General features: G+C 68.8%; 14 protein-coding genes. 2 read left to right on the forward strand and 12 right to left on the reverse strand.

What is annotated here, in order from left to right; all coding sequences use genetic code 11:
- Positions 1-7: 7 nt before the first annotated feature.
- The 5 genes from BLR91_RS13590 to BLR91_RS13610 form a co-directional block, all read right to left on the reverse strand.
- Positions 8-2209, reverse strand: a complete 2202-nt coding sequence (locus BLR91_RS13590) for an MMPL family transporter (protein WP_089874699.1) — start codon at positions 2207-2209, stop codon at positions 8-10.
- A gap of 80 nt (positions 2210-2289) precedes the next feature.
- Positions 2290-2865 (reverse strand): isochorismatase family protein, encoded by a 576-nt coding sequence (locus tag BLR91_RS13595; protein WP_089874697.1) that lies wholly within the window; start codon positions 2863-2865, stop codon positions 2290-2292.
- Positions 2866-2905: 40 nt separating this feature from the next.
- Entirely contained in the window at positions 2906-4513 is a 1608-nt protein-coding gene (locus tag BLR91_RS13600; RefSeq protein ID WP_089874696.1) for a D-alanyl-D-alanine carboxypeptidase/D-alanyl-D-alanine-endopeptidase, read from the reverse strand.
- Between the two features lie 153 nt (positions 4514-4666).
- Positions 4667-4879 (reverse strand): DUF2945 domain-containing protein, encoded by a 213-nt coding sequence (locus BLR91_RS13605; RefSeq protein ID WP_089874694.1) that lies wholly within the window; start codon positions 4877-4879, stop codon positions 4667-4669.
- 38 nt (positions 4880-4917) lie between these two features.
- Complete coding sequence (locus BLR91_RS13610; protein ID WP_089874692.1) at positions 4918-7470, reverse strand: PKD domain-containing protein; 2553 nt, start codon at positions 7468-7470, stop codon at positions 4918-4920.
- Between the two features lie 275 nt (positions 7471-7745).
- Here BLR91_RS13610 and BLR91_RS13615 point away from each other — a divergent pair, with 275 nt between their 5' ends.
- Complete coding sequence (locus BLR91_RS13615) at positions 7746-8600, forward strand: tyrosine-type recombinase/integrase (protein WP_157694632.1); 855 nt, start codon at positions 7746-7748, stop codon at positions 8598-8600.
- A gap of 331 nt (positions 8601-8931) precedes the next feature.
- Entirely contained in the window at positions 8932-9129 is a 198-nt protein-coding gene (locus BLR91_RS13620; protein ID WP_089881366.1) for a hypothetical protein, read from the forward strand.
- A gap of 43 nt (positions 9130-9172) precedes the next feature.
- On the opposite strand, the gene BLR91_RS13625 is transcribed toward BLR91_RS13620, so the two are convergent.
- The 7 genes from BLR91_RS13625 to BLR91_RS13655 all read right to left on the reverse strand — a co-directional run bounded on the left by BLR91_RS13625 (position 9173) and on the right by BLR91_RS13655 (position 14943).
- Positions 9173-9385 (reverse strand): hypothetical protein, encoded by a 213-nt coding sequence (locus BLR91_RS13625; RefSeq protein ID WP_089881362.1) that lies wholly within the window; start codon positions 9383-9385, stop codon positions 9173-9175.
- Positions 9382-9759: a hypothetical protein gene (locus tag BLR91_RS13630; protein ID WP_197674296.1), complete on the reverse strand. Its 378-nt coding sequence runs from the start codon at positions 9757-9759 to the stop codon at positions 9382-9384. Before BLR91_RS13630 ends, BLR91_RS13625 begins: the two co-directional genes overlap by 4 nt.
- A gap of 19 nt (positions 9760-9778) precedes the next feature.
- The gene (locus tag BLR91_RS13635; RefSeq protein WP_089881358.1) at positions 9779-10405 is read right to left on the reverse strand and encodes a M23 family metallopeptidase; all 627 of its coding nucleotides are present in this window, start codon (positions 10403-10405) and stop codon (positions 9779-9781) included.
- Positions 10406-10424: 19 nt separating this feature from the next.
- Complete coding sequence (locus BLR91_RS13640) at positions 10425-11192, reverse strand: hypothetical protein (RefSeq protein ID WP_089881355.1); 768 nt, start codon at positions 11190-11192, stop codon at positions 10425-10427.
- Positions 11189-12595: a hypothetical protein gene (locus BLR91_RS13645; RefSeq protein WP_089881350.1), complete on the reverse strand. Its 1407-nt coding sequence runs from the start codon at positions 12593-12595 to the stop codon at positions 11189-11191. Before BLR91_RS13645 ends, BLR91_RS13640 begins: the two co-directional genes overlap by 4 nt.
- A complete protein-coding gene (locus BLR91_RS13650; protein WP_089881346.1) occupies positions 12592-14484 on the reverse strand; it encodes a phage tail tape measure protein in 1893 nt (630 codons plus the stop codon). The genes BLR91_RS13645 and BLR91_RS13650 overlap by 4 nt, the downstream gene beginning before the upstream one ends.
- Positions 14485-14586: 102 nt before the next feature.
- Positions 14587-14943 (reverse strand): hypothetical protein, encoded by a 357-nt coding sequence (locus BLR91_RS13655; protein WP_089881343.1) that lies wholly within the window; start codon positions 14941-14943, stop codon positions 14587-14589.
- Position 14944: the final 1 nt, after the last annotated feature.

Below are 14944 nucleotides of genomic sequence, written 5' to 3' on the forward strand. Positions count from 1 at the left end.
TGTCCGATCAGGACGAGACTTCGGCCCTCTCACTATGCATCTTGCTACGCGAGAGCTTCGACGGCCACCAGATGGCGCGGCCGATGTCGTACGACACGGCCGGGACCAGCAGGGAGCGCACCACCACCGTGTCGAGGAGCACACCGAACGCGACGATGAACGCGATCTGCACGAGGAACAGGATCGGGATGACGGCGAGCGCCGCGAACGTCGCAGCCAGCACGATCCCGGCCGACGTGATGACGCTGCCCGTCAGCCCCAGACCGCGCAGGATGCCGGGCCGCGTTCCGATGCGCAGCGACTCCTCCCGCACCCGGGTCATCAGGAAGATGTTGTAATCCACACCCAACGCCACCAAGAAGACGAACCCGAACAACGGCACCGCCGCATCCGCCCCCGGGAAGCCGAAGACATGGTTGAAGACGAGCGCCGAGACGCCCAGCGCCGCCGCGTACGACAGCACGACGCTGCCGATGAGGATCACCGGCGCGACGATCGACCGGAGCAGCAGCATCAGAATGAGCAGGATCACCGCGAGCACGATCGGGATGATCCTGATCAGGTCGCTCTGCGCCGTCTCGTTGGTGTCGAGCGCGATGGCGGTGACACCGCCCACGAGCACCGAGCCGTCGGTCGACAGCGATTCGCGGAGTCCCTTCACGACCTTCTCGGCTTGAGCGGAGTCGGGCTCGGAGGCGAGGGTCGCCTGGATCAGCACGTGGCCGCCCTTCACGACGGGGTCGGCCGGAGCGCCGGGCTGGGGCCGGCCTCCTCCGGTGTAGAAGGCGGCCGAGGCGATGCCGTCCGTCTTCTCGGTCGCGGTGAGCACGGCCTCCGCTTCGCTCTCCGGCGCGACGATGAGCACCGGCGAACCGGAACCCGCGTCGAAGTGCTTGGCGACCACGGCCTGGCCGTCGACGGCATCGGACTGCGACAGGATGACGTCGGTCTGCTGGACGCCGTTCGCCTTCAGCTGCGTGAGCCCCAGGGCGCACGCGACGAGCAGGACGAACGACACGATCCACGTGACGCGCGGGCGCCGGGCGATGAGGCCGCCGACGCGTCGCCAGACGCCGCGAACCCCTTCGAGGCCGGTCAGTGTGGTGCCGTCGGCGTGCTTGTGCTCGTGCCCGCCGACGACCGGCCGGAACGGCCAGAACGACGCCCGCCCGAACACGGCGAGCAGGGCGGGGAGGAAGGTCAGCGCCGAGAACAGGGAGAAGACGATGCCGATCGCCGCGATCGGTCCGAGGCTCTTGTTCGAGTTCAGGTCGGAGAAGAGCAGGCACAGCAGAGCCAGGATCACGGTCGCACCGGAGGCGACGATCGGCTCGAACGACGCCTTCCACGCGCGCAGGATGGCCACCCACCGCGACTCCTCGACCTCGAGCGCCTCCCGGTAGCGTGAGACGAGAAGCAGCGAGTAGTCGGTCGCAGCGCCGATGACGAGGATCGACAGGATGCCCTGGCTCTGGCCGGACAGCTTGATCCATCCCCAGAGGGCGAACAGGTAGACGATGAGGATCGCCGCGCACAGGGCGAAGACCGAGGTCAGCAGCACCAGGAACGGCAGGAGCAAAGCTCGGTAGACGAGCAGGAGGATCACGAAGACGGCCGCTACGGCGACCAGCAGCAGGATGCCGTCGATGCCCCCGAAGGCGTTCACCAGATCCGCGGTGAGGCCGGCCGGACCGGTGACCCATGCCTGGGCGCCCTCGGGCACGGCGTCGTCTGCCACCGTGCGGAGGTCGGCGACCACGGTCTTCAGCTCGTCGGAGTCGGAGATCGGGACGATGTACTCGACAGCGCGCCCGTCTTCGGACGGGATGGGGCCGGCGACGCTCGTGGTCTGCCCCTCGGGTGCCGGCTCCACTCCGTCGACTCCGCCCAGCTTCGTGCCGAGGTCGGCGTAGGTGGTGCCCAGCTCGCTCTTCGGGATGCTCTCGTCGGCCTCGACGACGACGATCGCCGGGATGGAGCCGGAGTCCGTGAAGCGCTTCTGCCAGTCCTGCACCTCGGTCGACTCGGCGCTGGCCGGGAGGAACGCCGCCTGGTCGTTGCTGGAGACACCGGACAGCTTGCCGAAGGTGGGACCGCCGATACCGGCGAGTACGAGCCAGATGAGCACCAGCACGGTCGGCACGACGATGCGCAACCACCGCGCCGGCACCCGGGCCGGTGCGGTCCGCTCGGGGGCTTCCTTCGACACTTCGCCTCCTGATTACTAGATGAGCTAGCAATCACCTTATCGTGGATGCGGCCGAGCGTCCACGCGGAGGCCCGCGGGCGTCAGTCCACCAGTTCCGCCCCTGCGTGCGCCAGCTCCGCGAGCGCCGCCTGCGAGGACGTCTCCGCCACTCCGGCGACCAGCGAGGTCAGCACGCGCACGTGCTGGCCGTGGGCGAGCGCATCCAGAGCCGACGCCCGAACGCAGTAGTCGGTCGCGATCCCCGTCACGTCGATGGTGTGGATGCCGCGCTCCTCGAGGATCTCGTGCACGGTCGCGCCGGTCTCCGTACGGCCCTCGAAGAGCGAGTACGCCGGCACGCCCTGGCCCTTGCGGACGTGCAACGTCACGCGCGAGGTGTCGAACGCCGGGTGATACTCGGCACCGGGAGTGCCCGCGACGCAGTGCCGCGGCCAGCTCTCCGCGAAATCCGGCTCGTCGTCGGTCGCGAAATGGCCGCCGTTGTCGTTGTCGGCGTCGTGCCAGTCGCGGCTGGCCACGATCACCTCGTACTCGTCGGCGTGTTCCTGAAGGAAGGCGGTGACGCCCGCCGCGACCGCGGCCCCTCCGTCGACGCCGAGCGCGCCTCCCTCGGTGAAGTCGTTCTGCACGTCCACGATGAAGAGCGCCTTGCCCATTCCCGTCCTCCCGGTGATGGTCGTCGCTGCGCCGGCCGGCTCAGCCGTTGGAGAGGTTGTCACCGCACTTGTAGAAGCCGGTGACGAGCGTGTCGATCGCCTGTTTCGCGTTGTCGCTCACCGGTCCGAGCGCGAACACGGCGAAGGTCAGGGGTGTGCCGTCGGCCGCATTGATGATGCCCGAGAGGGTGTACCCGTTGTCGATCCAGCCGGTCTTGGCGAACACCGCGCCGCGCGCGACGGAGTTGGCTCCGGTGAACCGGTTGTAGCCGGGGCCGAGCGTTCCCGACTGGCCGGCCACGGGCAGTCCGTCGTAGACGACGCCGAGGCCGTTCTGGCGGTTGAGCACCTTGATGAACAACTGCGTCAGGTACGACGGCGGAACGGCGTTGTCGCCGCTGAGGCCGGAGCCGTCGGCGATGTGGATCCCGGAGGCGTCGATCCCGTAGCCCTTCAGCCCGGCGAGCACGCCCGCGTTCAGAGCGTCGAAAGTGTTGCCCGCGCCGTTCTTGATGGCGACGAGGCGGGCGAGCTCCTCCATGATCGTGTTGTCGGAGACCCGCATCGCCTGATCGATCAGTGTCGTGACGGGCTGCGACTGGACGACGCCCAGCTGGCGAGCACCGGCCGGCGCGACCCCCTGGCTCACGCCGACGTTGGTGCCGAGGTACTGCTGGAAGTACTGCACGGCACGACCCACCGGATCGGTGCTGCGCGGCGACTCGACGGCGGTCGGGTCGTCACGGTCGCCGTCGACCATGAGCGCCGTCATGTACGGGGTCGAACCCTCGACGACGCGCTCCTCGCGCTCGTCCCAGCTCGGCTGCCAGAAGGGAGCTCCGAAGAGGGTCGCGTCCACCACGATCGAGGTGATCTGCTGGCCGCCCATAGCCTGCTTCACCTGATTGGCGAGGTCCTGGATCTTCGGCGCTCCGGTGTAGAAGGACGCCTGGCCGTCGGGCAGCCGGGAGAGGGTCACGTCCCCGCCGCCGACGATGACGACCTGGCCGGGCGTGCTGCCCGCAACCACGGTCGTGGAGACCCGGTAGTCCGGTCCCAGAGTCGCGAGGGCGGCGGCCGAGGTGAGCGTCTTGAGAACCGAGGCGGTCGGACCGGGCTTCACGCCGTTGCGGTCGAACAGGGTCTGACCCGTCTTGGCGTTGACGACCTGCGCCTCGAGGTTGCCGAGGCGGCCGTCGGCCGCGAGACCGGCGACCGAACACGTGCGGATGCGCGTCGCGGCGGCCTGGTTCGCCGGAACGGGACGCGCCGGGTCGACGGTCGGGGTGGGTGTGGGGGTGGCGGTCGCCGTACGAGTCGGCGAGGGGGTCGCGCTGCTGACGGGTCCCGCCGCGGCCGCCGGCGAGCCGACGGTGGCCCCGAGCGCAACACTGCCGCCTCCGAGCAGCAGGAAGACGACGGCGGCCGCTGCGGCCATCCACGTCTTCGGGTGCTTCCGGATCGTCGCGAGCACCCCGGCCGCAACACCCGACAGGCCTGCGGCTTTCGCGGGCCGCGCGGCGGCGCGACGGCCGGAACCTGTGGTCGCGGGCGGCTCCGAGCCGGCTGAGGAGTCGGCGAGCGGAGTGGGAGTGGTCGGGAGGTTCGACGGGTCGGGTCCGGTGACCGGCTGATCCGATTCGTGCATCCGGGTATGTTACCTGGGCTTTCTGAATGCTGCTACGCTCCCTCGGCCGGCGAACACGACGACTCCCTCAGAACAAAAAGGGAACGATCCGCGCGCCTGCGGACAGTAGAGGGTATGAGCACGGATGGTTTCGAGGCTGACGGGAGCCGTCCGTCACTTCTTCTTGTGGAGCGCGTCCGGCTTGTGCACGGCCTCCTTGCCGGTCTTGTCGCTCCTCACGAGGTACTGCGGGTCGTCCTTCGACGCCCGTACGGTCCGTCCGGCCGCTTCGGTGTCGTCGGTGAGCTTCTTCTCGACCTCGCCCGGCACATCCACGCCGTGCGAGGACCACTCGACATGGTCGCCGTGCTTCGGTTCGTCCGCCATGACCGCAGCCAACCACCGACAGCGACCATGCGCGAGGGTCAGGGCACCGCGGTGACGAGGAAGTTGTCGAAACGCGCTGTGACCGGCGTGGCCGTGGCGGAGGCGGAGAGGTACGCACGGAGGCCGACGCCCCCGGCCGACTGCAGACCTGCCGTCGAGTCGGTCGCCGTGACCTGCCACGCGGCCGGCTCAGCCTGGGTCGACGGCCAGACCTTCGCCCGCAACGTGGTCGGCGAGGAACCGACCGCCTGGACCCGCAGCGAGAGCTGCTGCCCCGCACTGTAGGTCAGCCCGCTGACAGGCACTGCCTGCACCGTCGTCCCGTTGGCGAGCAACTGCACCTGCACGGCTCCGCTGGCGCTGAGCCAGGCACGACCCTCGTACACGGCCGACCCGAGCTGACGGCCGATCGCCGAGACGAAGATCCCGCCGCCGGTCGGGGCGAAGTCCGTCGTGAAGGTGACCGTCGTGTCCGTCCGGCTCGACGACACGCTGCCGAGCGTCTCGGTCCGGGTCGAGCCGGCCGGGACGTTCATCCGTGCGGTGCCGGACGAGACCGTGTAGAAGGATGCCGTGCCCGAGGCGGTCCACGCGCCGCCGACTTCCGCAGATCCCCATCCACTGGTCAGCGTCCGCTCGAAGCCGTCCTTCGCGACCGTGCTTCCGCTGGTCGCTGCGACGGTCACCTGGCGCGTCGTCGACGCGGTGGCGCCCACGTTGTCCGCCACGGTCAACGTGATCGTGTAGGTGCCGGCGTTCGCATAGGTGTGTCCGGCGGTCGCCCCGGTGGCCGTGCCGCCGTCTCCGAAGTTCCAGTTCCACGAGGCGATCGCGCCGTCGGGGTCGCTCGATGCGTTGCCGTCGACCGCGACCGCGAGGCCGTTCGTGCCGGCGGTGAAGCTCGCCGTCGGCGGCTGGTTCGCTCCGCCGCCGAGGATCACGACGCGGTTGCCGGTCCGGGCGATCCGATTCCCGTCAGGGTCCGTGACCGTCAGCGTGTACGTGTGCGCGCTGCCGCCGGCGAGCCCCGCCTCGGTGAAGGACATCCCGGGCCGGTTCCAGAAGGTGGAGGTGCGGGTGACCTGGGAGATGGGATGCGCCGTGTCGCCGTCTCGTGCGAGTGCGTACGTGAGGGAGACGTTGTCCTGGTCGTACGTCGCCGTCCAGCTGATCTTCGCCTGCCCGGCCGTCGGCGAGGTGGCGTTCGGTGTCAGCGCCGTATTGTTGTTCGGGCCGGTGGTACTGCGCACCACCGAGTCGGCCGCGAAGCGGGTGAGGCCGTATTGGGCCGTCCCGTTGACGGCCGGGAACTCACCGCCGACGACCAGGTAACGGCTGTCCCCTGCAACGCTCCATGCCGCCTGACCCTGACCGGTGTACGACCCCGTCACGTAGTCGGGGAACCAGTTGAGGAGAGTCGGCGACGGCTGGCCGCGGAAGTTCGCGTACGACGAGTTGCCGTCGTTGGTCAGCGTTCCGGTGCGAGCTTTCGAGAACGCGATCGTGTGGTGGAACGTACGCGGATTGGTCTCCGGGTAGCCGCCGACATTGCGGCAGTCATGCGGGTGGCCGGCCGCATACAGCGCATTGTTGAGCGGAACGATCGAGTAGGTGTCGCCGTGGCAGTCCTCCAGCCAGATCAGGGCGCCCGTCACGCCGTCCGCCGCGAAACTCCCTTCGAGGTTGCCCCCGCTGCCGAACACATAACCGGAGCCGTAGACCCGGTCGCTGGTCGCCTGGAGGGAGGTGATGCTGGCGTTCGCCCCGGCATCCCGGACCACACTGTTCGCGGGGAAGGGCAGAGCCGAGCCGGTCGAACCGCTCAGCATCGCGAGCCCGTAATGCGCGGATCCGTTGACGTTCTTGAAGCGACCACCGGCGTAGACGCGGTTCCCGTCCGGGCTCACCGCGAGCGCGTCGACCACGTTGTCGGCCGATGCCGACCAGGAGGTGACGAGCGACCCGTTGGAGGCGTCGATCTTGGCGATGTATCCGCGCGAGACGCCGTTCACGCTGGAGAACGTGCCGCCCGCGTAGACGGCCGTGTTCGTCACCGCGAGTGCACGGACCTGGCTCTCCATGACGGGCCGGAAGGAGCTGATGGGTTGGCCGGTGGCCGTGCTGATCGCCACGATGCGGTAGTAGGTGGCTCCGGCTGCCGACGTGAAGTCGCCGCCGATATACACGCGGGAACCGTCGGGGGACGCCGCGATCGCGAGCGCCTGCCCGTTCAGCGGCACGTTGATGCTCGTGATGAGGGCGCCCGTCGTGATGTTGTAGGCGAGGAAGTTGCTGCGCGGCGTCGTGTTCGAGCCGGCGGGCGACCCGGCCGGGCGCGCCGTGCCGAACTTGCCCGCGACGTACACCGTGTCGCCGACGACGGTCTGCGCCCAGGCGACGCCGTCGATCTGGACGGTGGGAAGCGCGGTCGCCCCCACAGTGGGCGGAGACGCGGGGTCATTCGGATCGGGTGGCATGGTGTCCGCCGACGCCGGGCCTGCGACACCTCCCCCGATCAGCAGCAGCGCGCTCAGCACCGCGGTGAACAGCCCGAGCGCACGCGCCCGGCGGGACTTCGATGTTGCATCCATGACAGCCTCGGGCAGACTTGATTGATCCTCAGTTTGTGCCCTCAGGCTACTCCGAGGGGCGCGCATGTGCACGAGGAATCTGTCCGGATGTTCGGAAGAAGGAAGTGGTGGAGCCGCCCAAGGGAATCGAACCCTTGACCTTCTCATTACAAGCGCAAGGGTTCGCCGGCGCCGCTCCCCCTTACGGGTTACGTCGCGGCCTATATGTTCGTGCGTGAACTATTGGCGGTTTCGTCGTGAACGTGCAGCAGACAGCCGTGTCTACCGTAGACAGCATGCACCATCCTGCTCACCTCACCGAACTGTTGTCCATCCTTCACTACTGGCGCGTCTGGCAGGAGTCTCAGGGGCTATCAGCACGCACGATTGCCGAGCGCGCGGCCGTCATCACCCGGCTAGTCGAGTTCGCCGGCGTGCACCCCCTCCAGCTCTCGCCGCTGGCCATCATGGCTTACTGCTCACAGCCGGGGCTGTCGGACACCTCGCGCGCCACCTATCACGCCTCCATCCGCGCCTACTGCAAGTTCCTGGTGGCCAGCGACCACCGCGCCGATGATCCGAGCTTGAAAACGCCGACGCCGAAGCGGCCGAAGGGTAAGCCTCGGCCGGTGTTCGACAATCAGCTGGAGCTGATGCTGGCTACCGTGAACCGCCGGCGGACGCGCACGATGATCTTGCTGGGCGCCCTCGCCGGCATGCGCGTGCACGAGATTGCCAAGGTGCACGGCGCCGATTTCGACCTGGCCAACGAGGTGGTGACCATCACCGGGAAGGGCGGCAGCACCGAGATGGTGCCGCTGCACCCCGACCTGGTGCGCGAGGCCCACCAGTACCCCCGCGACGGCTACTGGTTCCCCGCCTACGCCTCCCAGACGGACAACGCGCATATCAGCCGGCAGGGCGTCTACGCGGCCATCAAGGGCGTGATGGAGCGCGCCGGCGTCCAGGGCACCCCGCACCAGCTGCGGCACTGGTATGGCACGACGCTGCTGGACAGCGGCGTGGACGTTCGCGTGGTCCAGGAGCTGATGCGCCACAAGTCGCTGGACACGACGGCCATTTACACACTGGTGAACCTCGACAAGCGCCGCGCTGGAATCGAACGCCTGAGGCTGCCGAGTGCGGCCTAATTGAGGGGTTAATTACCGCAATTGTCGACATCCGCCATTTAGACGGCCCCGCAATAAAGATCATTTGCGACTTTTTTTGTGCGCCGGGCCTGTGGACACCGTAACGCCTGATCAGAGGGCATATGTGGATCGCCAGCGCGATGGCATTTCCCGAGTTTGCACAGGGTCTGCACCCTCCCCACCGTCTGGTTATCCCCAGATTTGTCCACAGACACCTTTGGGAAAACCCAGTAGGCCGCGAGACAATGTGGAGGCAAGCGAAACGGCCCGGTGGTTGCACACCAGGCCGCTTCTGAATCGCTCAACCGCAGTGTCTAAGTACGGAGGCGTTATGAACAATAGTAGTGACCGATACCGGGCTGCTGTCCAGGCTCACCTGGACATCGTCCGGAAGCACCACCAGCAGCAGGTAGCCGAAGAGCGCCAATTCGCGCGCTACGCGCTCATGTACGGCTTCACGGTTCCCGAGATTGCCGACGGGATGGGCCTGACCGCTCCCTATGTGCGTCGCCTGCTGATCGACCAGTAACCGGCAACGATGAGGCCCCTACCGGCAAGCGGCGGTAGGGGCCTCATCGCTGTGCCGATTCCTTCGCCGCGTGGCGGCCGGCGCTTCGGTCGGGCACTATGTAGCCGGCGGCGAAGCTGACCAGCACGACGGCGGCCGTTGCGACCTCCACCGGGACCTCCAAGCCGAACAGGCCGGCCACGTAGACGATGACGACGACGGCGGCGCCGGCGGCGCCACCGGCCACCACCTTGGGGGTTGGGGTCTTGCTGCTCACTTGAGTACGTCCTTTCGTTGTGCGGTGTCCTCGAACAGGCCGGCCGGCGCCTCGGGGGGCGGCGGCTGCTCGCCTCGGTAGATGTGGTCCACCAGCCGCCGCGACCACAGCCACAGCAGCCGGTTATCGCGCTCGGCACGTGCCAGGCGGGCCTCCAGGCGTTCCTGGCGGTTCTCGCGCCGAGCGATGTATGCCTGGCGGTAGGCGAGGCCGGCCGAGCCGAGGCCGACCAGGGCGCCGACTACGGCCACCACGATGGTGACGATGCTGCCCTCGCTCACTCCGGCCATCCGCAGCGTCCTTTGGCGCCGGTGCACCAGTAGCCGGCTCGCCCGCGCGGGCAGCGTCCAATCCCGCATAGCCAGTCGCGCCACTGGGCGCGCATCCAGCGCTTCACGACTTGGCGCCGGCGCCGTCGAGCGCCATGGAGCGCCACAGGTCGAACTGCCGGTCATTGCCGGTCAGGTGCTTGGCCACCAGCGGCGCCGACTGCTCCACCTCCTCGTCGGTCTGGAGGTGGCGGTAGTAGCCGGGGCCGATCAGGGCGATGCCGCGCTTAGGCGACTGGATGCGGATGAACATGGTTTCTCCCTCGGTGTTGAACAGGTGGTCCTGGATGAGCTGCCAGGGGTCTCGGCGGTTGCCGAGGCCGACGTAGGCGGTGGGCGCGTCGCTCACGGTCACGTGGAGGTGTGCGCCGCGCGCGTTGGTGCCGGTAGCGCCGACCTTGCCGAGCACGTCGCCACGCGCCACGTGGGCGCCCACGGCCGGCAGGGCCGGCCCCTGGAGGTGGAGGTAGGCGTAGTACAGGTCCGAGTCGTCCAACTTCACCGTGATGGTGTAGCCGTTGCCGGCGTGCCATTGCTTGTTGGCGACCACGCCGGCGCCGAGGGCCGGCGCGTCGGTGCCGGCGGACACGATCCAGTCGGAGCCGGTGTGGGCGTAGGTGCGGGGCTTGGCCGTGTTGCCGTAAGGGTCGGAGGCGTCGTAGGCGCCGGGGAACGGGTCGATCAGCAGCATGGTGGGATCTCCAAACGGGTCAGGCCGAGCGGTAGACGCACGACAGGAAGCTGGCCGGCTGAATGCTCGATGCGCTCGGCGCGGCGGCCCACATGCGCAGCTCGTCGCCGGCCTTCAGGCGTACCGGGCGGGGAGGTGTCGCCGCCGTGATTCCTGAGGTCTGAGACTGGGCCAACAGGCCGTTGCCGATGGCGGCACTGTTCAGGGTGATGGCCACCGACTGGATGCCGTTGACTGTCGTCACCACGCCGGCCGCCAGGTCGTAGATGCCCGGCTGCTGCACGACGAGAACGCCGCCCACGAACGAGGCAAAGCCACGGTTGAGTTCCGGCGTCGGAAAGTTGTTGTTGGCCGGGTTGGCGAACGCCGCAGCGATGAAGGACCAGGGGCCGGCGACGGCCTGGGCGGTCGGCGTCGAGCACACGAACGCCGGCATGGCACCGGATACCGGGTACCAGCCGGGGGTCGGGGCGCCGGCGGGGTTGGTGCCGGCGTCGAACGTTGCGTAATAGCGTTCCGTCCAGCCCTTGTCCGTGCGGATGCACTCGGCGCCGGCGCGCTGCAGGGCGAGGCGTTCGGCCTCGGTGGAGGGCTTACCGAAATGGTTGTCTCGGGCGAGGTCGGAGCCGGCCACAGCGCGGTCCTGGTTGGTCACGTCCGGGATATTGGCGGCGAGCAGCGCAGCCTCGACGCCGAGCGCGAACGCGCCCAGCTCGTCGCCCAGCTTCACCGCCTTGGTGGTGCCGTCCGGGTACGGGATGGCGTATACGGGAGTTTTGCCGGTCATGCGAGTCCTGTCGTTACGAGGCCGAGGTCGGCCAGGCTGATATCGGGGTCGAAGTCGGCCAGCGTCGGGCCGGGGTTGGTCACCAGCTGAGCCACGGTGAGCGTGGCGGCGGGGTTCGGCCGAGCGGCGCACACGTTGACCTCGTGCGACCAGCCGGCGCCGTCATAGCGGAGGATGCCGCCGATGATTTGGAACTGCGGCCCCACGTGCGCCATGCCGGCGTAGACGCTGCCGGCGAAGTGCAGCGGGACGTTTTGGACGGTCGGCCGGTACAGGACGGCCTCCAGCGCGGCCGGCAGCGGCAGCCGGCGGGCGTCGAACCGCAGCGGCGGCAGCCGGAGCTGGCCGTTCAGGCCGTTGACGATCGCCAGCACCTGGCCGAGCAACCACGCCGGAAACCGGTTGAACGCATCCACCGAGCCGGCGGTGAACTCGGTTGGGTCGAACGTGATGTCCTCGGTGTCCACGCGCAGCACGCGCCGGCTGCGGGCGTCGTAGCGCGCCGTGCGGCCCTCGATGAATCCCTCGGTGTAGATGGTGCGCTTCTGGGCGCCGGCGGTCAGGCCCGGGTCCTTGCCGTACCAGAAATAGCCGACCTGCACCACGTCGATGGCCTCGGCCACCGTGGACTCCAGGGTGTACGAATCCACGGCCACCTTGGAGGCCGGCACGACCAGGCCGGCGCTCAGCGACAGCACCACTTTGCCGGCGCTCAGGGCGAGCGCCACCGGCGAGGTCGTCGTGAACTCCCCCACCGTGATGCGGTTGGCGTGCGGGTCGTAGTTGACCACGCCCATGGGATGGGTTCGGTACACCTGTTGAATCAGCTCCAGCGCCGTGCGCGCATCCTTGGCGGCCTGGCCGTGCATGATGCGGTCCACGTTCGCCGGCAGAACCTGCGGCAGGGTGTCGATTCCTTCCACCAGGCCGTTGGCGCCTCGGTCGTACAGGCGTTGTAGCCGCACGTTCGTGCGGGCCTCGCTCCAGCCGCCGGCGCCCTCCACCCATCCGTCCACGGCGTCGCCGGCGAACACGGCCGCGCCGAGGTTGGCCAGCACGTCCGACGCTGTGAACGTGACTACCCATACGGTCTCGTCCAGGTTGGTCAGGGGGTTGTGGACGCGCCGGCGCTCTGCGCGCGGCTTGCTCAGCGACCCTCGGAACTGCACGCGGTAGGGGTCGGCCATGGCCACCACGACCGCCTGGCCTACGCGGTTCTCGTCGGTGACGAAGTTGCCGAGGCGGTCCACCAGCTGCATGGTGAGGATGGAGGGTTCCGGCTGCTCATAGGGGTCCTCACGGCCCCAGCGGATGCTGAGGCCGGCGAGGGCCACCAGGTCGGTGCCGTCCCAGCTCGATGCGATGGGCCGGCCGTTGATGGTGACGATGGCGCCGGCGGTCATCGGTTCACCCCGCCGGCGGCGATGGTGCGGCCGTTGGCCTTGTCGCTGTCGTTCAGCACCTTGCGAATCTCGCGGGCGACTCCCTCGGGGTCGGTTACCAGGCCGTTGAACTCCACGTTCACGTAGGTGTCGCCGCCGCCCTTGCCCTTGCCGCTGCCGGCGATGGCGCCGGCGTCCATGCTCGCCACCGTGGTGGGCGCGGCGACGGCGGCCGTGCGGAAGCTGAAGCCCTCGACGGCCTCGGCGGCGCTGAACGCCAGCATGGCCGGCTGGACGGTCGGCTCGTCGACGACCAGGCGCGCGGTGAACGTCTGATTCATCCCCAGGAGGTCCTTCACCCATCCGGGGATCGCGCCGGCCACCAGGTCGCCCAGCCACTTGATGGCCTCTCGAATCCAGCCGACGAAGGACTCGAAACCATCGGACCAGCTGCCCACCAGGTAGTCCCAGTACAGGCCGATGGCCTCGAACACCGAGCGGAACCAATCGCCCACGTTTTTGATGGTGTCGAGCACGAACCCCCACACGTCGCCGGCGACCTTTTGCACCTCGTCCCAGTGCTGCACCAGCAGCACGACGATGGCGATGACCAGCGCGATGGCGGCGAGGATGGCCAGGATGATCCAGGTAATCGGGGAGGCGAGCCAGGCGGCGTTGTTCGCCCACTGAGCGGCCGTCTGGACGGCCTGGACGGCCGCAAACACCTTCATGGCGCCGGATATCACGGTGACGGCTGCGCCCGCGCCAGTGAGCACCACAGCGAGCGGGCCGAGGATCGGGGCGAACTCGCGCAGCCCGTCGAGTATCGGGGTGATGACCGGGAGCGCTGCGGCGCCTATGTCGGTGAACGTCTGGGTGACGGTGCGCTGAAGCTTCTCGAACTCCTGGTCCTTGCTCATGGCGCCGTCGAGCGCGTCGGCCGCGCCGGCGACCTGGCCGAGGGCATCCACGGCGCTGGAGGGGTCGAGCGCGAACAGGGCGCCGCCGAGGTCCTCGGCCTTGGTGCCGAACAGGGCGACCGCTGCGGCGTTCTGGGCCACCGGGTCGGTCATGCCGCGCAGACGGTCGAGCACGTCATCCAGGCCGGCCGCAGCGTCGCCGCCGCCGCGCGCGATGCGGGCGGTGGCTTCGGCGGCGTCCAGCCCTAGGGCCTCGAATCCGGCGGCCGAGGTCTTGGAGCCATCGGTGGCGCGGATTTGGAACTCCTTCAGCGCGTCGGCCACCACGTCGGTGTTCCGGGCGCCGGCGGCCAGGCCCTGGTTAATCAGGCCGGTGGCGGTCTCGCCGTCCAGGCCCAGCCGTTGGAACAGGGCCGGGTACTCGGTGAAGGTGTCCAGTAGGTCCTCGCCGGCGCGGGCGTTCGACTGGAGGCCCTTGGTGATGATGTCCAGCGCTTCACTGGCGTCTTTGGCCATGCCGGTGCGCATGAGCTGTCCCACGGCCGTGGTGGTGGCGCCCAGGTCCTGGTCGAACGCGCTGGACAGGCTGAGGACCTTGCCGGTGACGCTCTCCAGCTCGGCGTCGCTGGCGCTCCCCATGCCGGCGATGTTCGACTCCACCCCTCGGATGGCCTCGTTGACGGTGGCGAGGGAGTCGCCGTAGGCGTCGGCGTACAGCTTGCCGGCGATGCCGCCTAGCCGCTCAGACTCGGCCGGGTCCAGGCCGAGCTGAGCGGTCAGGCGGTTGTGGTCCTGGGCGTTCTCCACGGCGCCGTAGACGCCGGCGGCGAGGGCGGCGCCGGCGGCGGCGCCGGCCAGCTGCATGCCGCCCTTCAGCTTGCCCATGGAGTCCTCGAACGACTTGCCGGCCTTCTCGGCCTCACCGAAGCCGGCCACCGCGTCGGTGGCGTCGCCGATGATGCGGATGGCGAGAATGGCGGTCTTACCCATGAGATTCCTCTGCTAGGAGTTCGATCAGGTGCAGGGCGGTGGCGTAGTCCTCCAGGCGTGGCGCGGCCTCACCGCGCCACGCCCAGGGGGCTACGTGGAACCTCAGGCCGAGGGCGACGGAGAGTTCGTGGAGCGTCCCCGGCGCGTACCTTTTCCCACCGTCTCGTTCACGGTGAGGTCGTCGCCGGCCGGCGCCTCGTCGTCGTCCTTCACGGCCTCGACGTCGAGCGCGGCGGTCTCGCCGCTGGTGAACTCGTCCCAGCTCAGGTCCAGCTCGCCGGTGCGCTTGGCGGCCGACCAGGCCAGGAACGGCTCCAGCTTCAGGGCGTTGTCCTTCAGGTCGCCCCAGCCTCGGTTGCGGCGCAGCGTGGTCTCGAAGTTGAGCCGGTCCTCCAGGGTCGGCTGTACGTCGATGGTCTTGCCTCCAGGGAGGCTGATACGGAGCTTGCGAGCTGCCATG

Source organism: Leifsonia sp. 466MF, assembly GCF_900100265.1.
Lineage (GTDB): Bacteria > Actinomycetota > Actinomycetes > Actinomycetales > Microbacteriaceae > Leifsonia.